Annotated in this window: 14 protein-coding genes; 9 read left to right on the top strand and 5 right to left on the bottom strand. The window is 51.8% G+C overall.

Features of this window, described 5'->3' with window-relative positions; genetic code table 11:
* Positions 1 to 152 precede the first annotated feature (152 nt).
* From QZ303_RS00500 to QZ303_RS00475, 6 genes are all read left to right on the top strand, one after another.
* Positions 153 to 611, top strand: a complete 459-nt coding sequence (locus QZ303_RS00500) for a DUF695 domain-containing protein (RefSeq protein ID WP_295727752.1) — start codon at positions 153 to 155, stop codon at positions 609 to 611.
* A 375-nt stretch (positions 612 to 986) separates the two neighbouring features.
* Positions 987 to 5,270, top strand: a complete 4,284-nt coding sequence (locus tag QZ303_RS00495; RefSeq protein ID WP_295727750.1) for a choice-of-anchor J domain-containing protein — start codon at positions 987 to 989, stop codon at positions 5,268 to 5,270.
* Positions 5,271 to 5,502: 232 nt separating this feature from the next.
* The gene (locus QZ303_RS00490; RefSeq protein ID WP_295727748.1) at positions 5,503 to 5,742 is read left to right on the top strand and encodes a hypothetical protein; all 240 of its coding nucleotides are present in this window, start codon (positions 5,503 to 5,505) and stop codon (positions 5,740 to 5,742) included.
* A complete protein-coding gene (locus tag QZ303_RS00485; RefSeq protein WP_295727747.1) occupies positions 5,732 to 6,778 on the top strand; it encodes an agmatine deiminase family protein in 1,047 nt (348 codons plus the stop codon). The genes QZ303_RS00490 and QZ303_RS00485 overlap by 11 nt, the downstream gene beginning before the upstream one ends.
* A gap of 20 nt (positions 6,779 to 6,798) precedes the next feature.
* Positions 6,799 to 7,677, top strand: a complete 879-nt coding sequence (locus QZ303_RS00480; protein ID WP_295727746.1) for a carbon-nitrogen hydrolase — start codon at positions 6,799 to 6,801, stop codon at positions 7,675 to 7,677.
* A 720-nt stretch (positions 7,678 to 8,397) separates the two neighbouring features.
* Positions 8,398 to 9,390: a DNA methyltransferase gene (locus tag QZ303_RS00475; protein WP_295727745.1), complete on the top strand. Its 993-nt coding sequence runs from the start codon at positions 8,398 to 8,400 to the stop codon at positions 9,388 to 9,390.
* Positions 9,391 to 9,802: 412 nt separating this feature from the next.
* On the opposite strand, the gene QZ303_RS00470 is transcribed toward QZ303_RS00475, so the two are convergent.
* The 4 genes from QZ303_RS00470 to QZ303_RS00455 form a co-directional block, all read right to left on the bottom strand.
* A complete protein-coding gene (locus tag QZ303_RS00470) occupies positions 9,803 to 10,261 on the bottom strand; it encodes a hypothetical protein (protein ID WP_295727742.1) in 459 nt (152 codons plus the stop codon).
* Positions 10,262 to 10,816: 555 nt separating this feature from the next.
* Positions 10,817 to 14,116 (bottom strand): type IX secretion system sortase PorU, encoded by a 3,300-nt coding sequence (gene porU, locus QZ303_RS00465; RefSeq protein ID WP_295727740.1) that lies wholly within the window; start codon positions 14,114 to 14,116, stop codon positions 10,817 to 10,819.
* Positions 14,117 to 14,177: 61 nt separating this feature from the next.
* The gene (locus QZ303_RS00460; protein WP_295727738.1) at positions 14,178 to 14,723 is read right to left on the bottom strand and encodes a hypothetical protein; all 546 of its coding nucleotides are present in this window, start codon (positions 14,721 to 14,723) and stop codon (positions 14,178 to 14,180) included.
* Entirely contained in the window at positions 14,720 to 15,391 is a 672-nt protein-coding gene (locus tag QZ303_RS00455) for a redox-sensing transcriptional repressor Rex (protein ID WP_295727737.1), read from the bottom strand. The genes QZ303_RS00460 and QZ303_RS00455 overlap by 4 nt, the downstream gene beginning before the upstream one ends.
* A 125-nt stretch (positions 15,392 to 15,516) precedes the next feature.
* Here QZ303_RS00455 and QZ303_RS00450 point away from each other — a divergent pair, with 125 nt between their 5' ends.
* The 3 genes from QZ303_RS00450 (at position 15,517) to QZ303_RS00440 (ending at position 20,157) form a co-directional block, all read left to right on the top strand.
* Positions 15,517 to 16,683 (top strand): MFS transporter, encoded by a 1,167-nt coding sequence (locus tag QZ303_RS00450; protein WP_295727735.1) that lies wholly within the window; start codon positions 15,517 to 15,519, stop codon positions 16,681 to 16,683.
* 183 nt (positions 16,684 to 16,866) lie between these two features.
* Positions 16,867 to 19,209, top strand: a complete 2,343-nt coding sequence (gene topA, locus QZ303_RS00445) for a type I DNA topoisomerase (RefSeq protein WP_295727733.1) — start codon at positions 16,867 to 16,869, stop codon at positions 19,207 to 19,209.
* Positions 19,210 to 19,218: 9 nt separating this feature from the next.
* Entirely contained in the window at positions 19,219 to 20,157 is a 939-nt protein-coding gene (locus QZ303_RS00440; protein ID WP_295727731.1) for an RluA family pseudouridine synthase, read from the top strand.
* 139 nt (positions 20,158 to 20,296) lie between these two features.
* Here QZ303_RS00440 and QZ303_RS00435 read toward each other — a convergent pair whose 3' ends face one another.
* Positions 20,297 to 22,276, bottom strand: coding sequence for a protein-disulfide reductase DsbD (locus QZ303_RS00435; RefSeq protein ID WP_295727728.1), 1,980 nt, complete (start codon positions 22,274 to 22,276; stop codon positions 20,297 to 20,299).
* Between the last annotated feature and the right edge of the window lie 76 nt (positions 22,277 to 22,352).

Below are 22,352 nucleotides of genomic sequence, written 5' to 3'. Positions count from 1 at the left end.
TGTTGGAATTATTGTATATGTTGATATAGTCCCTGAATGTCGGGACGCATGAAACTTTCGGCAAATTTCGCAAATTTCAGCCGGATATTCAATATTGCAGACAAACAATTTAATTAAATTTGCAAATAAAAACATATCGTGAACACCATATTATGAGCAATAAGATATGCAACGACTGGTGGACCGCACCCACCGAGAGCACCGAAAGCGGACGTACCGTGATAGTGACCGGGCGACGCGGCGTTGATAACGCCATGGCAAGCGGGAAATACGGTATACGCGTCGAGATTACGTGGCGTTATCCGGGAGATGCCTCCGGTATGCCCGACAAGCCTACTTCCATGGTGATGGAGGCCGTGCAGGATGCCATGACGAAGGCGTTCGACCGCGACCCCGTGGCGATTCTCACTGGCATATATACCGGCGATGACCGGCGCGACTGGGTGTTCTATGCTACCTCGACGCGCATTTTCGAGCGCAAGATCAACGAAGCTCTTGCGCCATTCGACCTGCTTCCAATCACCATCTATACCGAAAACGACCCCGACTGGGCCGAATACCGCGAGATGCGCGACTCAACCGAACTGACCGCTCCCGACTTTCCCGACTGACAGCTTGGCGCTTATTCAAAATAACATATTTTAGCTTATAAAACGTCGTAATCGTGGTGGTTGTCGCTTAGAGGTTGTTTTTAAACAACTTCATATAACCTCGTTGTTCCGACAGGGGGATGTCTTTTGGGAAATTCTTTGGTTAAAAAATGCAAATAAGAGTTATAAATTATGATTTGTTTTGATGATTATAATTAACTTTGGCAAATAAAGTAATAATCAATGTCTTATGCTTCTTGTTGATTGCGATTAGTAACGTTTCGTTTCTGCTTGTGTTAATGCAAGTTACAATAAGACAAATCACCAATTTACAAATTTAACCTTATAATGTGTAGTTTTTACCCCCCCACAATCAAGCGGATTGTCATGTCGGGCATGGCTGTCCTGTTGGGCGGCTCAACGCTTTTGGCCGACGGTGATGTGAAGTTCAGGGCTGCAGTGTCATATCCGGCGCAGTCCGTAGGTATCTATGAGTTTACAACGGACGGTTACAATCCAACGCAGATTGCCCGAAACGTATATGCGAGCGGAGGCGGTATCGCCTATGGTGACTATTATTATGGTGTGCGTTTTGAGGTAATCGCCGGCATTGCGGGTGTGTCGCAGCAAAGCTACAACCTAAAGACGTGGGAACCGGAAGATGCCTACAGCGGAAGTATCCAGGATGTGGCAACTGCAATCGCCTATAATGCCGACCGCGACGAGGCGATAGGGTGTTATTATAATGAGGACGGCGCCACATTCCGCATGTGTTCCGTCAACATACCCTATTGGGGAAAGACAAAGATCGCCGACCTGCCCAAGGGGTGGGGCGCTTGCGACTTCGACAAGAACGGCACGCTCTATGCTATTGACGAGGATGGCATGCTCTTTACTGTCAATACCCGTACGGGTGCGCTCACAGAGGTCGGATCGACGGGAGTAGCCACCGAGTGGATAACCGGCGGCTTCATAGACAAAGAGAGCGGAAAGATGATTTATAGTGTTAAGAATTCTACCGAGGCTGCTCTATACTCCGTAGACCTTGCTACGGCAAAAGCCACCAAGCTCTACGACCTTGAAAACGAGGAGCAGTTGGGCGGATTCTATATCCCGGAGGCTGATTATGCCGCAGGAGTGCCGGCTGCATTGCCCTATACTCCTTCACTGAGCTTCTCCGGCACGAGTCTGTCGGGCACGGTGCGCTTCCAAATGCCGCGTACCACCTATGACGGGACAGCCGCTTCCGGGCCTCTGACATATCACGTATATGCCAACGGCAAGGAGGTCGCCACCGGGGAAAGTACATTCGGGGCTTCCGGATATGTTACGGTCAATGTCACCCTTCCCGAAAGCGACACGTACAGCATCGCCGTTTCCACATCCAACGAGGCAGGCGAAAGCCCGCGCAAGCGTGCGTCGAAAAAATTCATCGGACTTGACACTCCAAAAGCGCCGGGTTCGGTGAATGTCACCTACGCTGACGGTGTGGCTACCGTGAAATGGGGTTCCGTGTCAAGCGGAATGAACGGCGGCCAGATTGACCGCACGAATCTCGTATATCGCGTCACACGCTATCCCGACGAAAAGGTGGTAAGCCCTGCCGACCAGAAAACCGTGTCGCTGACTGATGCCATTGAGATGCCGCAGACGCGCACCGATTATTATTATACCGTGGAGGCCGTGACCGGAGAGCTTTCTTCCGCTCCCGCCAAATCCGCGACGTTCAGTCTCGGCCCTATCGATCCTCCTTTCGAAGGCAAGTTTGCCTCAGCTTCTGATTTCATCGGGTATACCGTACTTAATCCGGGTGCCGACACCAATAAATGGCAGTTCTCAAGCGGAACCATATATGTGCGTACTTCCGGCAAACCTGCCGACGCATGGGTGCTTCTGCCTCCGGTGAATGTGAAAGCGGGCAATTCATATGAGGTGGGCGTGTCGATAAGAGGCTATTCCGGCTCATATATGGAAACATTCGAGGTGATGGTAGGAAATTCGCCGGAGGCCGCAGCATTGACCTCCACTGTCATCCCTTCGACCGATGTCAAGAGCGGTACATTCAAGACATTCACCGGTTCATTGACGGCTGAAGCCGACGGGATATATTATATAGGCATACACGCGAAATCCGCTTCCGGAGGCTATCTGTATGTGGAGAGCGTAAGCATCAAGGAGGGCGTGTCGATGCATGCCCCTGCGGCTGTCACCGACCTGAAGGTCGAGTCCGACGCATCCGGTGCGCATAAGGCCACGGCCACATTCACACTTCCGACGCTCGACCTGTCGGGTGTAGCTCTCGAAGCAATCACCAAGGTGTCGCTCCTGCGTGACGGCGTGGAGGTCAACAGCGCTGTCGAAGGACTCACTCCCGGAGCGGAATTTACGATTGTAGATAATTCCGCACCTTCTGCCGGCAACCATGTCTATTCCGTGGTATGTCATAACGCCCATGGTGCCGGAGCTTCGGCCGAGGCTGAGGCATATGTCGGATTCGGCGCTCCCCTCCGGCCCGATGAGGTGAAGATGAAAGAAACCACGCCCGGACATATCGTCGCAACATGGACGCCGGTGGTTAAGGATGTCGATGGCCGTACACTCGGAGCCGACGACGTGCTCTACAGGATATCACGCTATATGGACGGCGAGCAGGTTCTCGTGGAAGATTCCGTGGCGGGTACTACATATGAATATGATATCGAGCTGCCTGCGGGCACACAGAAGTTCATGCAGACACTTGTCGAGGCTATGACCGAGGGTGGCATGTCGAAGCCGAAGCCTACTCTACGTGTGGCTGTCGGTGAGGCTTACAAGGCTCCTTATGCCGAGTCGTTCAGCAACAGTTCGGTAAGTTCCCTCATAGGTTATGAGATAATCGAAGGTAGTGATCCATGGACTGTCGTGGCATCGCATAGCGATTATGGGGTATATCCAGCCGACGACGATGGCGGAATGATGTTCCTCGAAGGTTACAATCCATCGAAGTGTGCTATCGTAATGGGCAAGATAGATCTTGGCACGCTTCCTTCCCCGGCATTCATATTCTATACCTATAATTTCAAGACCTCTTCACCAAATACCAATCTCATAGAGGTGGAGGTAAACGCCGGCGACGGATATGAGAAGCTGTATGGCTCAGAGGTTCAGGCTACCGGCGATGAGAACAAATGGAATAAGGTCGTTGTGCCTCTTGACGATTATGCGGGACAGACCGTGCAGATCCGTGTGATTTCAACGACCAAACAATATGCATTCCACTATGTCGATGCGTTTAAGGTGACTTCATGTGCCGATCACAACCTAAGCCTGCGTGACATATCTGCACCCTCGTCTGTGGAGCGTAATGTAGATTTCGACGTGGCCGTGACCGTAGATAATCTCGGACAAAATCGTGCGCTCGGCTATAAAGTCCATCTTTTCTGCAACGATGAGCTTGTCGACACCAAGAGCGGCGATGCCCTTGAGCCTGAGGCTTCGACTGAAATTAAGTTTACATGCAACTTGGGAGTGGCATACTCCGGAAAAGTGGCTTTCAGAGCTGAGATAGAGTACGGTCCCGACATGGTAGAGGGTGACAACATGGCCGAGGTGCAGGTTGAGGTGCGTGAGAACGCGCTGCCCCATGTGACCGATCTTGCAGCATCGGCGACCGAAGGAAAAGTGGCGTTGCAATGGAGCGAGCCTGCGGGGCTTGACAAGGTGGTAGAGGCTACTACGGAAAATTTTGATGATCCCGCTTCGGCATGGACCTCCGTGGTAGACGGCTGGACATTCTATGATGAGGACAAAGCCACTATCGGCGGAATCGGCAGCAAGAAGATTCCTGTGAGCGGACGGCAGTCGTTCTTCGTGATGAACAATACTTACGAGGCTATTAACAGCAGCCAGTTTGCCGCGAAATCTGGGACGCAGTATCTCTGCTCGATGTATGTGATGACCGGCAACACCATGGTTCAGAGCGATGACTGGGCTGTATCTCCTGAACTGACAGGTAAGCCGCAGATGATTTCGCTCTATGCATCCAGCTTCAAGGCCGATTCCGACCAAACGCAATACTACGAAAGCTTCGAGATACTGTACTCCACCACAGGAAATGCCGTGGAGGATTTCATACCTGTGGAGACGTTCAAGTCGATTCCTGCCGCATGGACAAAGTATACCGCTTATCTCCCCGAGGGAGCAAAATATTTTGCCATACATGCAATCAGCTATGACAAGTACATGCTCTTTGTCGATGACGTGACGTTCTGTGCAAAGAATGGTCCGGTCAAGACTCTTGCCGTTGACGGATACAATATCTATCGCGATAATGTGAAGATCAACGAAGCTCCCGTTGCCGCCACATCCTATACTGATGAAACAGTCAACGGCACTTCTACATATTCATATGCAGTTACTGCCGTATATGCCGAAGGCGAATCGCGCAAGTCCAATGACGCTGTTGTCGATATGACACAGTCAGGTATCGACGGCATTGGAGTCAATGGCGCGACAACAGTCAAAGTTGTTGCCGGATCTATTATTGTCAGCGGTGCCGAAGGCCTTGACATGTCAGTTTTCACAGTTGATGGAAAGACTGTATATTCTGCTGTCGCCACTGATCGGGTGGCCGTCGATGTTGTGCCGGGCATCTATATCGTGAAGGCCGGTCGCACAGCCGTGAAGGTAGTGGTAAGATAATCTAAGAATACAACCGGGAATAAGCGGGGTGTCGAAATTGTCGATACCCCGCTTTTTATGGAATATGTAGAAGTGACCGGATCAAAAGTACAAAACAACCTTTTGGTTGCCTTAAAAAATGATAATTAATTTTGCAGATATGCAGGGTTGATGTAATTTTGAAAACTTTTAGAGTATAATCTCGGTTATAACTTTAACTAATAATAAAATACCTTAACATAGCATAAAAGACATGAGCGATATTACCGAAGTGTTCCTCCAGGTTATCGGCCAGTATGGGAGCGTCGACATTGCCGATGCTGAATTCAAGAAGATGATTCATGAGGATCCGGAGCTGAGAAGTGCCTACAGGGAATGGTGCGACGCAGTCGGATCTTCGGAGAAGAACGGCTTCCTGGACTATTGCGAGGAGTATCTCGACAACCAAAGCTCGATTTATGACACCCTTGCCGACGAGGACAATGAAATGTGATGGACCTATCCGGCGCAGACTTCCGGCCGAATGGGAAAGGCAGGGAGGGGTGCTCCTTTCGTGGCCTCATGAGGATACCGACTGGGCGCCTATGCTTGATGAGGTGAGGGGATGTTTTGTGGAGATCGCACGCGCGATAGCTGATGAGCAGACTCTTATAGTCGTGGCTCCCGACACTTCGGCGCCCCGCAGCGTGCTCGCCTCGCACCCTAATGCCGACCGCATACTTTACCTTGACTGTCCCACCAACGACACGTGGGCGCGTGACTTCGGCGCGATATGCGTAGCCACTCCGAACGGTTGGGAGATAGACGATTTCAAGTTCAACGGCTGGGGACTGAAGTTTCCTGCCGACCGCGACAATCTGATCACACGACGCATGGTCGATGCCGGACTGCTTCGCGGAGTGTATGCCAACCGTCTGGGATTTGTGCTCGAAGGCGGCAGCATCGAGAGCGACGGTCGCGGCACGTTGCTGACCACATCGGAGTGCCTGCTCTCGCCAAACCGCAACGGCGACCTGTTGCGGGAAGAGATCGAGGTGCGGCTGCGGGAATATTTCGGACTCGACAGGGTGCTGTGGCTCGACCGTGGCGCTCTCGACGGGGACGACACTGACAGTCATATCGACACGCTCGCTCGCCTGGCCCCCGACGATACTATAATATATGTGGGATGCCCCGACAAGGATGACAAGCACTATGAGGAGCTTGCCGCCATGAAGCGTCAGCTCATGGAGTTGCGTACTCCGGCGGGTCTGCCTTACAATCTTATCGAGCTTCCGTGGCCCGATGCCATATACGATGAGGATGGGTGCCGGCTTCCGGCCACATATGCCAATTTCCTCGTGATGAACAATACGATACTCATGCCCTCCTACGGACAGCCGCTCAACGACAATCTCGCTGCCAGGACCGTGCGCATCGCTTTTCCTGACCACAAGGTGCGCAGTATCGACTGCCGTGCCCTTATCCGCCAGCACGGCTCGCTGCATTGCGTGACGATGCAGCTTCCGGCGGAGGTTTTACCGATATGATATACGACAACATAACCAGAATGCTGCGTGTAGGTCTGATCCAGCAGGCCAACACCGCCGACATAGCCGACAATCGTGCGCGGCTATGCACAAAGATGCGTGCGCTTGCTGCCAAAGGAGCGCGGCTGATAGTCAACCAGGAGCTGCACGATTCTCTCTATTTCTGCCAGAGCGAGTCGACCGCTCTGTGCGACCTCGCCATAGGGATTCCGTCGGACGTGACCGACACTTATTCAGCGCTTGCTAAAGAACTCGGCGTGGTGATCGTGACTTCGCTTTTCGAACGCCGTGCTCCCGGACTGTATCACAATACGGCTGTAGTGTTTGAGTCCGACGGCACTATAGCCGGGATGTACCGCAAGATGCACATCCCCGATGATCCGGCCTATTACGAGAAGTTCTATTTCACACCCGGCGACCTCGGATTCGAGCCTATCGATACCTCGGTAGGACGTCTCGGGGTTTTAGTGTGCTGGGACCAGTGGTATCCGGAGGCTGCGCGTCTGATGACATTGCGCGGTGCCGAGATGCTTATATATCCTACGGCCATAGGGTGGGAGAGCACTGATGCTCCCGACGAGAAGGAGAGGCAGCGTGACGCGTGGACAATCGTGCAGCGCGGTCATGCCGTGGCCAACGGCCTTCCGCTCGTGGCCGTAAACAGGGTCGGGCATGAGCCTGATCCGTCTGGCGCGACAGCCGGCATACAGTTCTGGGGGTCGTCGTTCGTGGCGGGCCCGCAGGGAGAACTGCTTTATAGGGCTTCCGACCGTGAAGAGTCCGAGGCGATAGTCGACATCGACATGCACCGTTCCGAGCAGGTACGACGTTGGTGGCCTTTCCTCCGCGACCGCCGCATAGATGCCTACCAGGGTCTTGAACACCGCTACCTCGTCTGAATTTTGCAGGATTTTATATGAGGGTGTCTAACTTCTGTCATGAAACACCGTTGCCATAATAAGTCGGAGGTGCGCTATATAAACTTCAATCGCCTCAATCCATCATCTAATGGATTAAGACGGATTAAGGATAATGGTCGCCCAATCAACTAATTATCATAGACAATTTGGTTTACGCCCTATTCCATTTATGGTCGATTAGAAATGTTTTTGTATCCCATTTGGGCTTCGGGATGAGGGGCACACGATACGACTTTCTTTCAGTGTCGTTCACGATGGTTCAATATGGATTGACCCCTTTTAAGTCCCTAATACAAGGCTCTATGTAAATAATTCAATTTCTTATTATTCAGACTGTTTAAGCTTAGTTTGTAGCATTCCCACACGGATTGTGCAATAGGGAGATGTCATCTTTCCCAATTTCTTTAGGTTGTTCCGAACTTGATATATGCTGAAGCCCAGCTGTTCTTTGGAGTATTTACAGAACAGCTGTTCGATTGAGCCAAAGTATTCGTGTATCTCACCGATTTCAAGGTGGACTACTTTCCTTTCCTGCTTATCTTTGTTAGTATTGTCCATAAATCAGTTGATTTCGACTGCAAAGTTATGGAAAACAGCGCAAATATTAAATAAATGCATAATTAGAAAATTTTTTTGAGCCTACTATTTGGTAAATATTAAATAAATGCCTAACTTTGTTTCAAAATAAATAATCCCATTATGGACGTACTAAATATAAACTCATCCATTCACCTGTTTCAAGGCGATTCCATAGATTTTTACGATCGTTGGGAAGTGCCTACCGTCATTGTATCAGATGGGCCATATGGAATTAACGGTTATAAAGGAGACTTAAAAACTCCAATAGGATTAGATGAATGGTATGAGCCTCACATTGAAGCTTGGTCTAGAAAGGCTACGGCTCAAACTACTCTTTGGTTCTGGAATACTGAGCTTGGTTGGGCAACCGTTCATCCAATCCTTTTAAAACATGGATGGGAGTTTAAAACCTGTAATGTTTGGGACAAAGGAATGAGTCACGTTGCTGGAAATACCAATACTAAAACCATATCTCATTTACCTGTTGTCTCAGAAGTCTGTGTCCAATACGTTAAAAAGCCGTCTTTTGACGTAAATGGCAGAGCTATGTCAATGAAAGACTGGCTTAGGTATGAATGGGAGAGAACTGGACTTCCATTCTCTAAGACTAATGATGCTTGTGGAGTAGTGAATGCCGCAACTAGAAAATATTTCACAAAATGTCATCTTTGGTATATGCCGCCGGCTGATATGTTTTGCCGAATATCTGATTTTGCTAATACTTATGGTAAACCAGATGGAAAGCCTTATTTTTCGATAGATGGTAAAAAACCGATTTCCAAAGAGGAATGGGATACCATGCGCCCCAAATTCTACTGCCCTTTTGGTGTTACTAATGTATGGACCACTGCTCAACTTAGAGGCACGGAGCGAATTAAAAATGGATTAAAAGCCGTCCATCTTAACCAAAAACCTCTTGGGCTAATCCAACGAATTATTGAAATGTCTTCAGATGCCGGAGATGTTGTATGGGATCCTTTTGGTGGGCTATTCACGTCTGCACTGTCTTGCATGAATACAAAACGGATTTGTTACTCATCTGAAATAACACCTGAAGTATATGAATCTGGTGTAAAGCGACTAAAAGTCTCACAACAAACTCTTCAATTCTGATTCCAATGTATCTAAATCTCCATGTCCTGACAAAAGTCGTGCCCATGTGCCAATAGTTTTGCCATGATAGACAGTGCTTAGGACACGTCTTTTGAAGTTTTCAATTTCTGAGTGTTCTATTCTGTCTATTTTTGCATAATTGGTGTCAAGCCTATACGTGAATTGGCCTTGGAGTGATTTTATAAGGTCTTGATATGACCTATCTGGGCTATAAACTAATAGCTTTTCTCCCCATTCATCTACAATACGTTGGGCTGCAGCAATGTCGCTTCTATCCTCTTGTAGTTTATAACCGTTAGTGTTTGTCTGCTGAAGATTTCCAGTTCTCGCAGTCGTGTCCTCTGGTTCTATTACGATGTACTTAGGAGGTTTGTGGTAATGCCTATCACGAGCCTCAGCCACGGATTTACCACTAACAACAAGTACATCTATTACTTTCGGTTTCCCATATAATTACAAATTCAGGAAGCCAAGCAATTAATGCAACGTTAATATGATCGGATTCAAAGAGTTTCACGCTATCTTTAAAACGTGCTGTAATCTCGGTGGCAAATGGAAACCACGCCTTAATTTCTATTCCGGGATTTGGCGAGACAATAGCGCTCTTAAAGAGAGCATCGGGGAAACCGGGGTCTTGTCTAACCCATTTCCCAAGAGTGTTGATACTCTCTTGATTTAATAAATCAACTGTAGAAAACTCTATCATATTCCCTATTAAGGGTGAAAGCTTGGATATAACCTTTGACAGTTGTACTGCATATTCTATTGTAGATGGCTTTTTTACGTCTACAATATCCAAAGTTCTGCCGGAGATATGGCAGATATTCCTGCTTGCATTTTCTAAAATGCTTTTGTATAGCCTGCTTGTCATCAATCTTATCATTCTAAACCCCTACAGATAGTCCTGCAGTATTGGGACATGAGAATTAGTTTAAGTCTACCAAAGGAGAGATTAGGTGTGTCAAAGTTACTATTTTAATCATTAAAAATCAAATTAATCTTGTAGGTTGGTCTTTCAATATCCTTGTGCAAGATGTGTTATTGTCAGACAATCGTTGCGCTTCTGCCCGACAATAACATCCTTGCAAAGGGGAATCCCTCGACCCGATTTTTCTGTGAATACATGGTTGCTGTCACCGTTCGTCCCACCTATTTTTTGCAATGGAAATAGCTTATCTTGCTGCATCAAATATTGTGGACTTATATGTAAAATCTTCAACGCAGATGACATGGGTATTATCTAAGTAACATGGATATAATGCCTTGAAACACCATATATTAGCCGAGGGAACGAAATTTTAGGATTGTGAAGTACAATTACAGCATTTTTACCTTTTACCACTCAACATTCTGATATTCATGGTTGTAGAATACTTCTACATGAATTCCGGCGCGCCTTCGGCTTATTATAATGATGGCAGCTTTGTCAGCGTAGCACAGTGAATGTGACCGGAGATGATGACGTGTAGCGGAATGAGTCGGTAGCGAGGATGGAGGCTGAGTATGTTCCGTTGGCTACAGGGTCGCCGTTCTTGTCGCGCAGGTCCCATTCCCACGATCCGTCGGCGCTGTCGATTGTCGAGTTGGCCACCGTATGCCCTCGTCGGTCTGTTATTATGATATTCATTTCCGGTTCGGTCGACAGGTAGGTGTGTTCCCAAATGAACTTGGCTTTATCGCGTGCCGTCTCGGTAAGGCATAGTAGAGTGGCAGACACATCAGCTGCGACTACCTCAAACGATATGGAGCGTTGGCTACGGTTTCCGGCGTTGTCGCTGACGCTGAGTGTGGCGTAATGACGCCCGTCGTGCAAAGAGCCTATTGGCGCGGTCAATGTCACCGAGCCGTCGGTACGGGTCATGCAATGCATCGTCGCATTGTCAATGGATGCTCCGTCGATTGACAGGTTTAGCGCTGTTTCGAGGGGTGACGCTCCAAGCGCTATGCCTGACGGGTCTGCCGCGATGACGGCTTTGAGCATATCGTTTTTCGTAGTGGCTACGTTCTGCGGCGACCCTACAAAGAAATCGGTGATTTCGGGGGCCGAGGTGTCGGGCGTATCAATGGCGTCTGACGAAGAAACGAAAGTAAGGCCGGCAAGTTCCCCTACGGCGGTGCGTGTCAGGTCGGTACTCTCGGCATAAATCACCAATCTCATTTTGTTGTTGCCGATTCCGTCGGGCAGCACTATTGAGGCTTCGTATTTCCCATCTGTTATGTCGGCTGTCACAGTGCCTACAGGAACAGAACCGCACATGTAAGTCATCCCCTTGGCCTCCGAATCGCGAATGCCACGTGTGGTCATCGGCATCTCTTCAAGTAAAGCACGGATATGAGCCTTCCCGTCGAAGTCCGACAAGGTATTGCCTTCGATGTCGCATACGGTGCCGCTTATTTTCAGGGGAGACAATGGAATCAGTTCTGTTGACGTGCTTCCAGGGAGTGAGAGCGTGGCGTTATATTCCGGGAACCGGAGCGGCAGTTCTGGATCGCCGAGGAGATTTCTGTTGAGGTCATTGATGGAATAGCGGGTACTGTTCATATGGTATTTCACGCATTCCGTTCGTATATTCAGCCACAATTCTCCTAAGGTCATTCCATTCTTTGCTGAGGATAGGTGACGTCCGATTATTGCATGTGAGTTTTCATTGCCTTTGGCCCATGATTCACGGGCATACGCTATTGCTGCTATTGCGGCATTCGGTGCAAGCACCGACGATACCCCAAGCGTGGATTTCGGCCCGTCGAAATGGCCGACATTGCAGGTGCTGAGGATGAATATAGGCAAGCTGCGGTTGGTGTATCTGCGTGCCTCGTTGGAAGTGATGCCATATCCACCGGACACGAACCCGTCGTAGTCGGAGTGGCCCATGTAGTGCAGGAATCCCGCTCCCTCATGTATATGTGCGCTTACGGCGCGGTTGAGCTGAGGGGAAGTCGAATTTTTATAATCGTCGGGGAAAAAGTCGATGTAGTCCTTCAGTGTCGTAGCCCCCGAGCGTTTCCCTATTTCTCCGGCTACCTGGTCGAGGGCCTCATGGTACTGGCCTTCGTCCACGTTGTCGGCGATGAAAATGGAGGTGTTGGCCGCGCGCTGCCAGTAGGGGGTGGTGATGAAACGGTTTATCTTGTCGTTGACGAGCAGTGCCTGTTCGGGTGTGTGTATGGGGAGGCGTCCTACCGCTATCCGGGGATATTGATGCCAGATGGTGTTTGGATTGTAGTTGTCGTCAAGCATCGCGAAATAGCTGTCGGCGCAATATGACTGCGACGGGCTGAACATGTAGGCGTCCTGTGAGCATTCCCTTACCGGAAGGATCGGCATCGAGTGTGTGATATGGCGCATGTCGTAGGATCCGGTGCCGTAGAGCAGCAGCGAACGCAGCTTTTGGGGGTCGCGGTCGTATAGCATCTTGACGAATCGCCTTATTCCCATGGCCGAGAATGCTCCTGAGGAGAATTCATTGTAAACCTCCTCGGCATCGGCCACAAGTACTTCTATTCCTTGCTCCCTGCGGTGTATTTCCGCGAGCTGTTCGGCCTGTTCACGCAGTTGGCCGATGGTGACGATAAGCATGTGGGGTGTGGTGGCGGCGTGCAGGTTCTGCGTTCTCATCGCGTCATCGGTCACTTGCGGCACGTGTTGCGTGGCCTTGGGGTCAAAGAGTATGATTGTGGCCGTCCCGGAAGCGGCAGGCGTGATTTCTTCTGATATGATTTCATATTGCCTTACATTCACGGGGGAAGTCACGTCCCAGGCTATTGCGTTCGATGGGATATCGTGGAACCGGATGTTTTCTTTCGCGGATGTGGTGACATACATGCGGCGCTGGGCATCGCCCCCGAGTGTGTTGTCACGTTGGAAAATAAGCGCCGCGTAGTCCATTGCCGCGAATCCTCTGTCTGATCTCGGGTTGTCGAGGCGTATGTCCACGGACAGGCTGTCGGCAGTCATGTCATCTCCGAGCGTAATGTCGGCATATCCGGTGCGGCGCACGAGCGTCGAAGGTTTGGATATTGATATCCCTGTCGTATTGGATGCGGAAGCCTGAGAGGGGAGGTTTATCGTGATTGACGCGTTTTCTTCCGACGCCCATGCGTAGCTAAGACGCATGAATCCGGACTTGACTGCATCTGCTATAGGGAAGCTGTAGGATGTGCCCTTGTGGCTTTCGAGCATTGTGTCGAACCATCGTTCACCGAGGTAATCATAGCTCTGGACGTCGCGGTTGACGGCATATGCGGCGGTATGTGTCTCGACTCCGTTTGCCGATGGGATATATGCTATCGGTTCCGGGGCACGGGTCTCCTCGGCGGACTGAGTGAGGAAATAATACCCATTAAACGAGTATGGATTGTGGGCGGGAGTCAGTGTTTTGCCGGATACGGTGATATTTTCAGCAGCCTGCCCGTAGAACATCAGTTTGCCTTCGGCGAATATGGAGGTCTGTCTCGGCAGGTCGTCGGGGAGTGCTGTAGAGAACTTGTCGTCGAGCAACAATGCGCCTCCATAACCGTAGACGGCTACTTTTTCAGGATGTTCAAATCCAAGTGACCGCAATGTGGCGGCATCTACTTGCTGTATGCCGGTCTCGGATACTTCTATCTTCACCCATCTGCCAGAGGATAGTGCTGATTGTGCGGCATAATAGGAGTATTCATGGGCCTGGGCCTCTCCGGCGGCAAGAAGGCTTATGGCGGCAAGCAGTGGTATGTCGTGTTTCATGAGAAATTCCGGTATAAATGGCTTTTTAAGTAGGGAGAGGAGGGTAATGTGGATATATATATTACTTGACGTTGAACGAGAGGAGTCTTTTGCCGTTTATGCCACCTTCCCATCGTAGGTCGATGGATGGGTCGGCGACCGGAAGGAACGTGCATATCCCCACCACGTCGCCGGTTTTCATAGTGGCGAATGAGCTGAGGTGGGCTATCATGTCGCGTGCGCCTTCAATCTGTGGGCCAAGATCCATTGTGCCCGTTGGAGTAAAGGCGACAATGGTGCCATCGTCGGTGAGTGGCATCCAGTCACCTATGATCAAGGCGCCGTCGAATGCATCGAGCATGCCGTTGGACGGGTCATGTGGATATGGGCGAGGCATCACGCCGAGCGTCACGGCATCGAAATAGCGGTGGGCGAATTTTGCGCCGATGCAGTGCCCCAGCCGCGATATTCTAAGAGCGAGCACAGTCTCAAGGGTCCACCGTGTGGCGAACGGAGGAATGAACCATGGACGCCCTGTGCGCAGAATCGCAGAATCCGGAACTACCGTTACCGGAGTCTCAGGCCCGAATGGTACATCAGGGCGCCGCATGCCTACCATCGCTTTCATTTCCGCAGGGTGCTTTGAAGTCCGAGGCGATTGTACATGACGGCAAGATGCGCGTAGATCGACGTGTTGGTGATGACGATCCCTTCCGGAGCGGTGATGCGGAAGGGGGTGAAGTTCCACAACGCCTTTATCCCGGCTTCGACCAGCGTGTCGCTCACCTGTTGCGCCACGTGGATAGGCACGGCTATGATTCCTATCTCGGCGTTGAGCGATGGTATAAGCTTGCTGAAATGCTTCATGTCGTAGATGGGTACATCGCAGATGGATGTATCGACGACTTCCGGGTTTATGTCGAATCCGGCCACTATGCGCAGGCCGTAGTTGACCAGGCCGGAGTCGCTTATCAGGGACGCGCCGAGGCTGCCGACACCTATCATGACGGCATTATGTCCTCTTTTGAACCCGAGAAAGTCCTGAAGTTCATGATCCAATACCGAGACCTCGTAGCCGATGCGGGTCTTTCCTCGAATGTTGAGGAAAGAGAGGTCCTTGGCAATCATCGACGCATCGACATTGATCTCCTTGGAAATCTGCGTGGATGACACGTATTCCACTCCGCGTTCTTTCAGCATTCCTACGTAGGCCAGATACCATGGCAGGCGTCTGAGGGTAGGCTCGGGAAGCTCGCGGATCGGTGTCGATGACTGTATGTGTATGTTATCGTTCACGTTGAAGTGTCTGTGTATTGTTTCAGTGATGCAAAATTACGAATTTTTTTGCCGGCATGCTATTCTTTGTCTGTAAAATGAGGATAATATGTAACTTTGCAGCCGTTTTTCAAAATGCTTTACCTATGAATAAGCGAGGATTGTTTGCTTTGGCGATGGGCACGTTTGCCCTCGGAATCACCGAATTTCTGACTATGGGAATCCTGGGTACGCTTGCCGCTGACATGGGGGTGGGAATATCGCGTGCAGGCGCGTTCATCTCAGCCTATGCGGCAGGCGTGTGTGTCGGCGCTCCGGCGCTTCTGTTCGCCCGCAGGATGGCGTTGAAGAGGCTCATGCTCATACTTGCCGGTGTGATTACGGTAGGCAACATGCTTGCTGCGTTTGCTCCAGAGTTCTGGAGCTTCTGCGCGGCACGTTTCATTTCCGGGCTTCCCCACGGTGCGTATTTCGGCGTGGGTGCCATAGTGGCCCGCAGGCTCGCTTCGCCGTCGAAGGCCGGGAGTGCCGTGGCTATGATGATAGGAGGAATGACGGTGGCTACGCTCGCAGGCGTCCCTTTGGGCACACTGATATCGAACATGGCCTCATGGCGTGTGGCATACGTGATAGTCGGCTTGAGCGGTGCCGCCACGTTCGTGGCTATCAGATACTGGGTGCCGCAGGTGCCCGGCCTTGAGGATATGGGGTTCAAAGGGCAATTCCGGTTTTTACGCACCCTTCCGCCGTGGCTTGTGTTCGGCGGTGTGCTTCTGGGACAGATAGGCATATATTCATGGTATAGCTTCATTGATCCGCAGCTGACTTTCGTGGCCGGATTCTCACGCGACTCCATGTCGTGGCTGATGGCGGTCGCAGGGTTCGGCATGTTTGCCGGCAATCTTATCGCGGGGCGTCTCAGCGACCGGTTCAAGCCTGCGGCCGTGGCGGCGTGGGTGCAGGCGTCGGCCATACCGGTGCTCCTGCTCTTCTTCTTCCTCGGTCATCATAAGATTGCCGCTGTATTGCTGATGGTGCTCGGCACGGCAGCGCTTTTCGGCTCGGGCAGTCCGTTGCAGAGCGATATCGTGGGATATGCCCGCGGCGGTGAGATGCTCGGAGCGGCGTGCATACAGATCGCCTACAATGTAGGCAATGCCGTGGCTGCATGGTTCGGAGGCGTGATCATACGCACCACCTGCAGCTATATGGCTCCAGCCGTGGCAGGTCTCCCTCTGGTGGCTGTAGGAGTGGTTCTGCTGGCGTGGTTGTATTTCCGCTACGAGCGTCCGGGCATAGGAGTCGCGCGCTGACGCGAACTTTCATGCATAGGTCGTGTTTATCCATATGGATTGATTTGCCATAGTAATAACGCCTTACAGCGCCATCAGTCGTCACGGTATGACGGGTGTCCGGAAAAATTTGGGTATTTTTATAGGCAATCTATTAACACTTTTTTCTAATTTTGCCAAAAATTTCCATCCACAAACGCGAAAATGCCTAAGAATTTAGTAATAGTCGAGTCGCCGGCGAAGGCCAAGACAATAGAGAAGTTTCTTGGTAACGACTACAAGGTGATGTCGTCATATGGTCACATACGCGACCTCAACAAGAAGAAGTTCGGTATAGACATCGACAATGGCTTTGCCCCTGTCTATGAAATACCTGACGACAAGAAATCGCTTGTCGACGATCTCCGCAAGGCTGTCAGGAATGCTGACACGGTATGGCTTGCGTCTGATGAGGACCGCGAGGGTGAGGCTATCGCGTGGCATCTTTGCGAGGTGCTCGGGCTTGATCCGGCCACCACGCGTCGCATAGTGTTCCACGAAATCACCAAGAAAGCCATCGAGGAGGCTATACGCCATCCGCGTGCCATTGACCTTAACCGTGTCGATGCGCAACAGGCGCGTCGTGTGCTCGACCGTATCGTAGGGTTCGAGTTGTCGCCTGTGCTGTGGAGGAAAATCAAGCCGGCGCTCTCGGCCGGGCGCGTACAGTCGGTGGCGGTAAGGCTGATAGTGGAGCGCGAGCTTGAGATCAAAGCGTTCCATGCAGAACCTTATTATCGCGTCAACGGAGACTTCACCACTTCGGGTGGGGGCACGCTTGCCGCGCAGCTCGACCGCCGTCTCTCCGACATGAAGAGCGCGGAAGCTTTGCTCGAAAAATGCCGTGCCGCCCGGTTCACCATAACCGATGTCATCACCAAGCCGGTGACGAAATCGCCGGCACCGCCGTTTACCACCTCGACACTTCAGCAGGAAGCCGCACGCAAGCTCGGCATGACCGTGTCGCAGACCATGATGGTGGCCCAGAAGCTTTACGAGGCTGGACACATTACTTATATGCGTACCGATTCGCTAAATCTATCTTCTTTGGCCGTGAATGCCATATCCGACGAGGTGTCGCGACGTCTCGGCCCGGAGTACCTTCAGGTGCGCCACTACCACACCCATTCCAAGGGGGCGCAGGAGGCTCACGAGGCTATACGCCCCACCGACGTGCACGTGGCCGAAATCGATGGTACATCGCAGGAAAAAAGACTGTATGCGCTGATCTGGAAGCGCACGCTGGCCTCGCAGATGGCCGACGCGCTTATTGACCGCACTACAGTAGAGATAACCCCTTCGACATGCGACGAGCGCTTTACCGCCACCGGCGAAGTGGTGAGGTTCGACGGTTTCCTCCGTGTGTATATCGAGAGCCGCGACGATGACAATGCCGACGACGACAGCGCTTCGCTTCTTCCCGCGATGAAGAGCGGCGATGCCGTGACGATGGATTCGATAGTCGCTACGGAGCGATTCACGCAGCATCCTCCGCGCTATACCGAGGCTTCGCTGGTGAAGAAGATGGAGGAGCTCGGCATAGGGCGTCCTTCGACGTATGCCCCTACCATATCCACCATTCAGGCTCGCGAATATGTGGAGAAGGGCGAAAAGGAGGGTGTGGAGCGCAGCTACGAGGTGATTACGCTCGACGCCTCCGGCAAGATTACACGAAGCACGCGCACGGAGACCACCGGCTCTGAGAAGGGCAAGCTTGTGCCTACCGACATAGGAATGGTGGTCAACGAGTTCCTGATAAAATATTTCCCCTCGATTCTGGACTATGATTTCACCGCAAGGATGGAGGAGAAGTTCGACGATATAGCTGAGGGCAACCTTAAATGGAACAGCGAGATTGAGGATTTCTACAGCGTGTTCCATCCCGACGTTGAGCAGGCGAGTAACATGCGTCTGGAGCACCGTGTTGGTGAGCGTCTGCTCGGCACGGATCCTGCCTCCGGCAAGCCTGTGAGCGTGAAGATAGGGCGTTTCGGTCCGTTGGTGCAGATCGGTGGCGCCGAGGATGACCCCGACAAGCCCCAGTTCGCATCATTGTTGAAAGGGCAATCGATGAGCACGCTCACACTCGAAGAGGCGCTCAAGCTGTTTGAGTTCCCGCGCGCTCTCGGAGAGTTTGAAGGAAAGACTGTCACTGTGGCCATAGGCCGTTTCGGCCCATATGTGCGTCACGACGGAAAATTCGTGTCGATACCAAAGGAGCTTGCCCCCGCGGCGATCACTCTTCCTGAAGCGGAGGAGCTGATTATCGCCAAGCGTGAGAGCGAGAGCAAGAAGGTGATAAAGACCTTCGAGGGTGATGGCGACATGCAGATACTTAACGGACGCTATGGTGTGTATTTCACCTACAACAAGAACAACTATAAGCTCCCTCGCGGCCTTGAGCATCCCGAGAACCTGACGCGCGACGAGTTGCTGAAGATGGCCGAGGAGCAGGATGCCAAGCCTAAAAAGACGACGGTACGCCGTGCGTCCTCACGCAAAAAATGATATAGAAATATGCCACGCAAATCACCAGTCACCACCAATCGTCCCGGCGCGCAGAAGGCACCGTTCAAGCCCGATGTGATCGAGAACTATACACCTGCGTCCGACACTACGCTTCTTGACTTCCTTTTCGCATCGATGCCTGAACGCAAGCGCACTACAGTAAAGGAGCTGTTGAAATACAACCGGGTAGCTGTCAACGGCATGCCGGTGACTCTCCATAACACTCCTGTCACTCCCGCCGATACGGTGAGCGTGAATCTGACGCGTGAATTCAAGGTGTTCAGCAACCGTAGGGTCAAGCTTGTCTACGAGGATTCCGACATCATGGTTATAGAGAAGGGCTACGGGCTGCTGTCGATGGGCAACGACAAGGTGACCGACGGCACGGCCTATACCATCATGCGTGACTGGGTGAAATGGGAGAATCCTTCCAACAAGCTCTTCATCGTGCATCGCCTTGACCGTGATACCTCGGGCCTGATGATGTTGGCCAAGAACGAGAAGGCCAAAGAGACCATGCAGCATAATTGGAACAATATGGTCATTTCCCGTAAATATGTGTGCGTGGTCGAAGGGTATGTCGATGACGACGAGGGTGAGATCCGCAGCTATCTTGCCGAGAACTCGCAGCATGAGGTCTACACGACCAAGAACCCGGAAGAAGGAAAACTGGCTGTCACGCGCTATCGTGTGATAAAGCGTGCTATGGGGCATACTATGGTAGAGGTGTCGCTCGAAACCGGGCGCAAGAACCAGATACGTGTGCACATGAAGGAACTCGGCCATCCTATCGCCGGCGACAGGCGCTACGGGGCGAAGTCGACTATTATCCACCGCCTCGCCCTGCATGCACGCACTCTCCGGTTCGTCCATCCGGCCACACGCCGCGACATGAACTTCGAGACCCCCGTGCCCGGCTCTTTCTGGAAGCTTGTCGGCGGTAAATGACAGGATTTTCATAGTCCATAACCAAAAAATATGCCATCATGCGAATGCAAGGTGGCATATTTTTTGTTGCGGAAAGGTATGCTCTCCGTGGGTTTTGCCCGATCTTTATGTGAGACATACGGTCTTTCTACTACCGAAGTTATTCTGAGAAGGCTTTGATACCTTTTTCGAGGAATGCCGTGAAGCGCGGGATGCTTTCGTCGTAGGAATAGGGTCCCGACAGCAGTTCGCCACGGTCGTTGAGAACCACATAGTAGGGCTGGGCGTTTGCCTGGAACTTGTAGCGCTGCAGGTAGCTCCAGCGTTCGCCGGAGGTGTCGAGACGTATCTGTTTCCCGTTTTCTTCGACGTATATTGGTTGAGGAAGTGCACGCTTCTCGTCAACCATCAGCTTGATTACCACGAAATTCTTCTCGATCATCGCCTTTACATCCGGCTCGTCGAGCACGGCCCCTTCCATCTTGCGGCAGTTCACGCATCCGTATCCGGAGAAGTCAAGCAGCACCGGCTTGTTCTCCTCGCGGGCTACGGCCATTCCTTCGTCGTAGTCGGAGTATTCCTTGAAACTCTCACCGTAGAGATTGAAATCCTGGGTGTAGAGCGGTGGCACGAACGCGCTTGCGCTCTTTAGTGGCGCTCCCCACAGTCCCGGGATGAGATACACCGTGAACGACAGCGATGCGAGTGCGAGGAAGAACCGCACAGTGCCTATCGAGCGGTCGGCAGGACCGTAATGGGCGAAGTTGAACGCTCCGAGCAGGTAGGCGCCGAGCAATCCGAATATGGCGATCCATAGCGCCAGGAATGTCTCGCGGTCGAGGATATGCCAGCCATAGGCGAGATCGGCCACCGACAGGAACTTCAGCGACAGCGCCAGTTCGAGAAACCCGAGCACGACCTTTACGGTGTTCATCCAGCTGCCTGATTTTGGTGCGCTCTGAAGCCACGAGGGGAACATGGCGAATAGACAGAACGGTATGGCGAGCGCGAGTGCGAATCCCGCCATGCCTATAGCCGGGCCGAACTTGTCGCCGGTGCTGGCGGCCTCTACGAGCAGTGTGCCTATGATTGGTCCGGTGCATGAGAAGCTCACCAGGGTAAGGGTAAATGCCATGAAGAAGATGCTCAACAGACCGGTGGTCTTGTCGGCGGTGGCATCCATCTTGTTGGCCCAGCGTGAGGGTAGCTTGATGTCGAACGCACCGAAGAAGCTTATGGCGAACACCACGAGCAGCACGAAGAATATGATGTTGCATACGGCGCTCGTGGCAAGCTCGTTGAGTTTGGCAGGACCCCATATGGCCGTCACGAGGATACCGAGAGCCACGTATATGATGATTATCGACAGGCCGTAGGTAATGGCGTCGGCCACGGCGCGGGCGCGGTTCTTGCCTTTCTTGAGGAAGAAGCTGACGGTCATGGGTATCATGGGCCACACGCAGGGTGTGAGGAGCGCGAGGAAACCTCCTGCGAAGCATGCTATGAAGATGTACCATAGCGATGTGGAGGAGGTGTCTGTGGCGGTATCGCCGGACGGTGTTACCGGTGCCCAGAGGTCGGACGGGGTACTCTCTTCCTTTGCAGGAACGGCAGCGACGGCCACGGTGGTGTCGGAGGGGAGGGATTCAGCCGGCTCTTCGGCAACTGCGGTCGGAATGCTGGCGGTCTCGGAGAGGGTGAACGGTTCTTTGGCGGGAGGGATACAGTTGTCGTTGTTGCATGCCGAATAACGTATCAGTCCGTCGATGGTGAATTTGTTCTTGACGGCCTTGAATGCCTGCTTGACGGTGACTCCGCCGGTCCACCAGCTGAGATTGGCACCGAACATCTCGTCATACTCCTTGTGAGGCGCCTTGTCGGCCACGGGACGTCCCTGAAGTTCGACTCCGGTGAGCGCCGGCCACTCAATCTCAAGTGGCTGAGGGCCGACATCCGGATCCACTTCGAGTGAGTACATGTGCCAGCCTTCGTCGATCGATGCTGTCATTATTATTTCTCCATTGATATCGTCGGTCATTTTAAACGAAACGGACCAATGGACCGGATTGACAATCTGTGCCGTTACGTCTACGGTCAAGAATGCCAACATTGCTATAAGTATGATCAGGCAACGTTTCATAGGTTTCCGTATATGAATTATATATATTGATTTTGTATATGGCAAAGGTAGCGCTTTTTTTTGTAAAGTAATCTTT

Origin of the sequence: uncultured Muribaculum sp. (genome assembly GCF_910583865.1) — a bacterium.
In the GTDB taxonomy this organism is placed as follows: domain Bacteria; phylum Bacteroidota; class Bacteroidia; order Bacteroidales; family Muribaculaceae; genus Muribaculum.
Note: the sequence above shows the minus strand (reverse complement) of the source record. Positions and strands in the feature narration are given on the sequence as shown.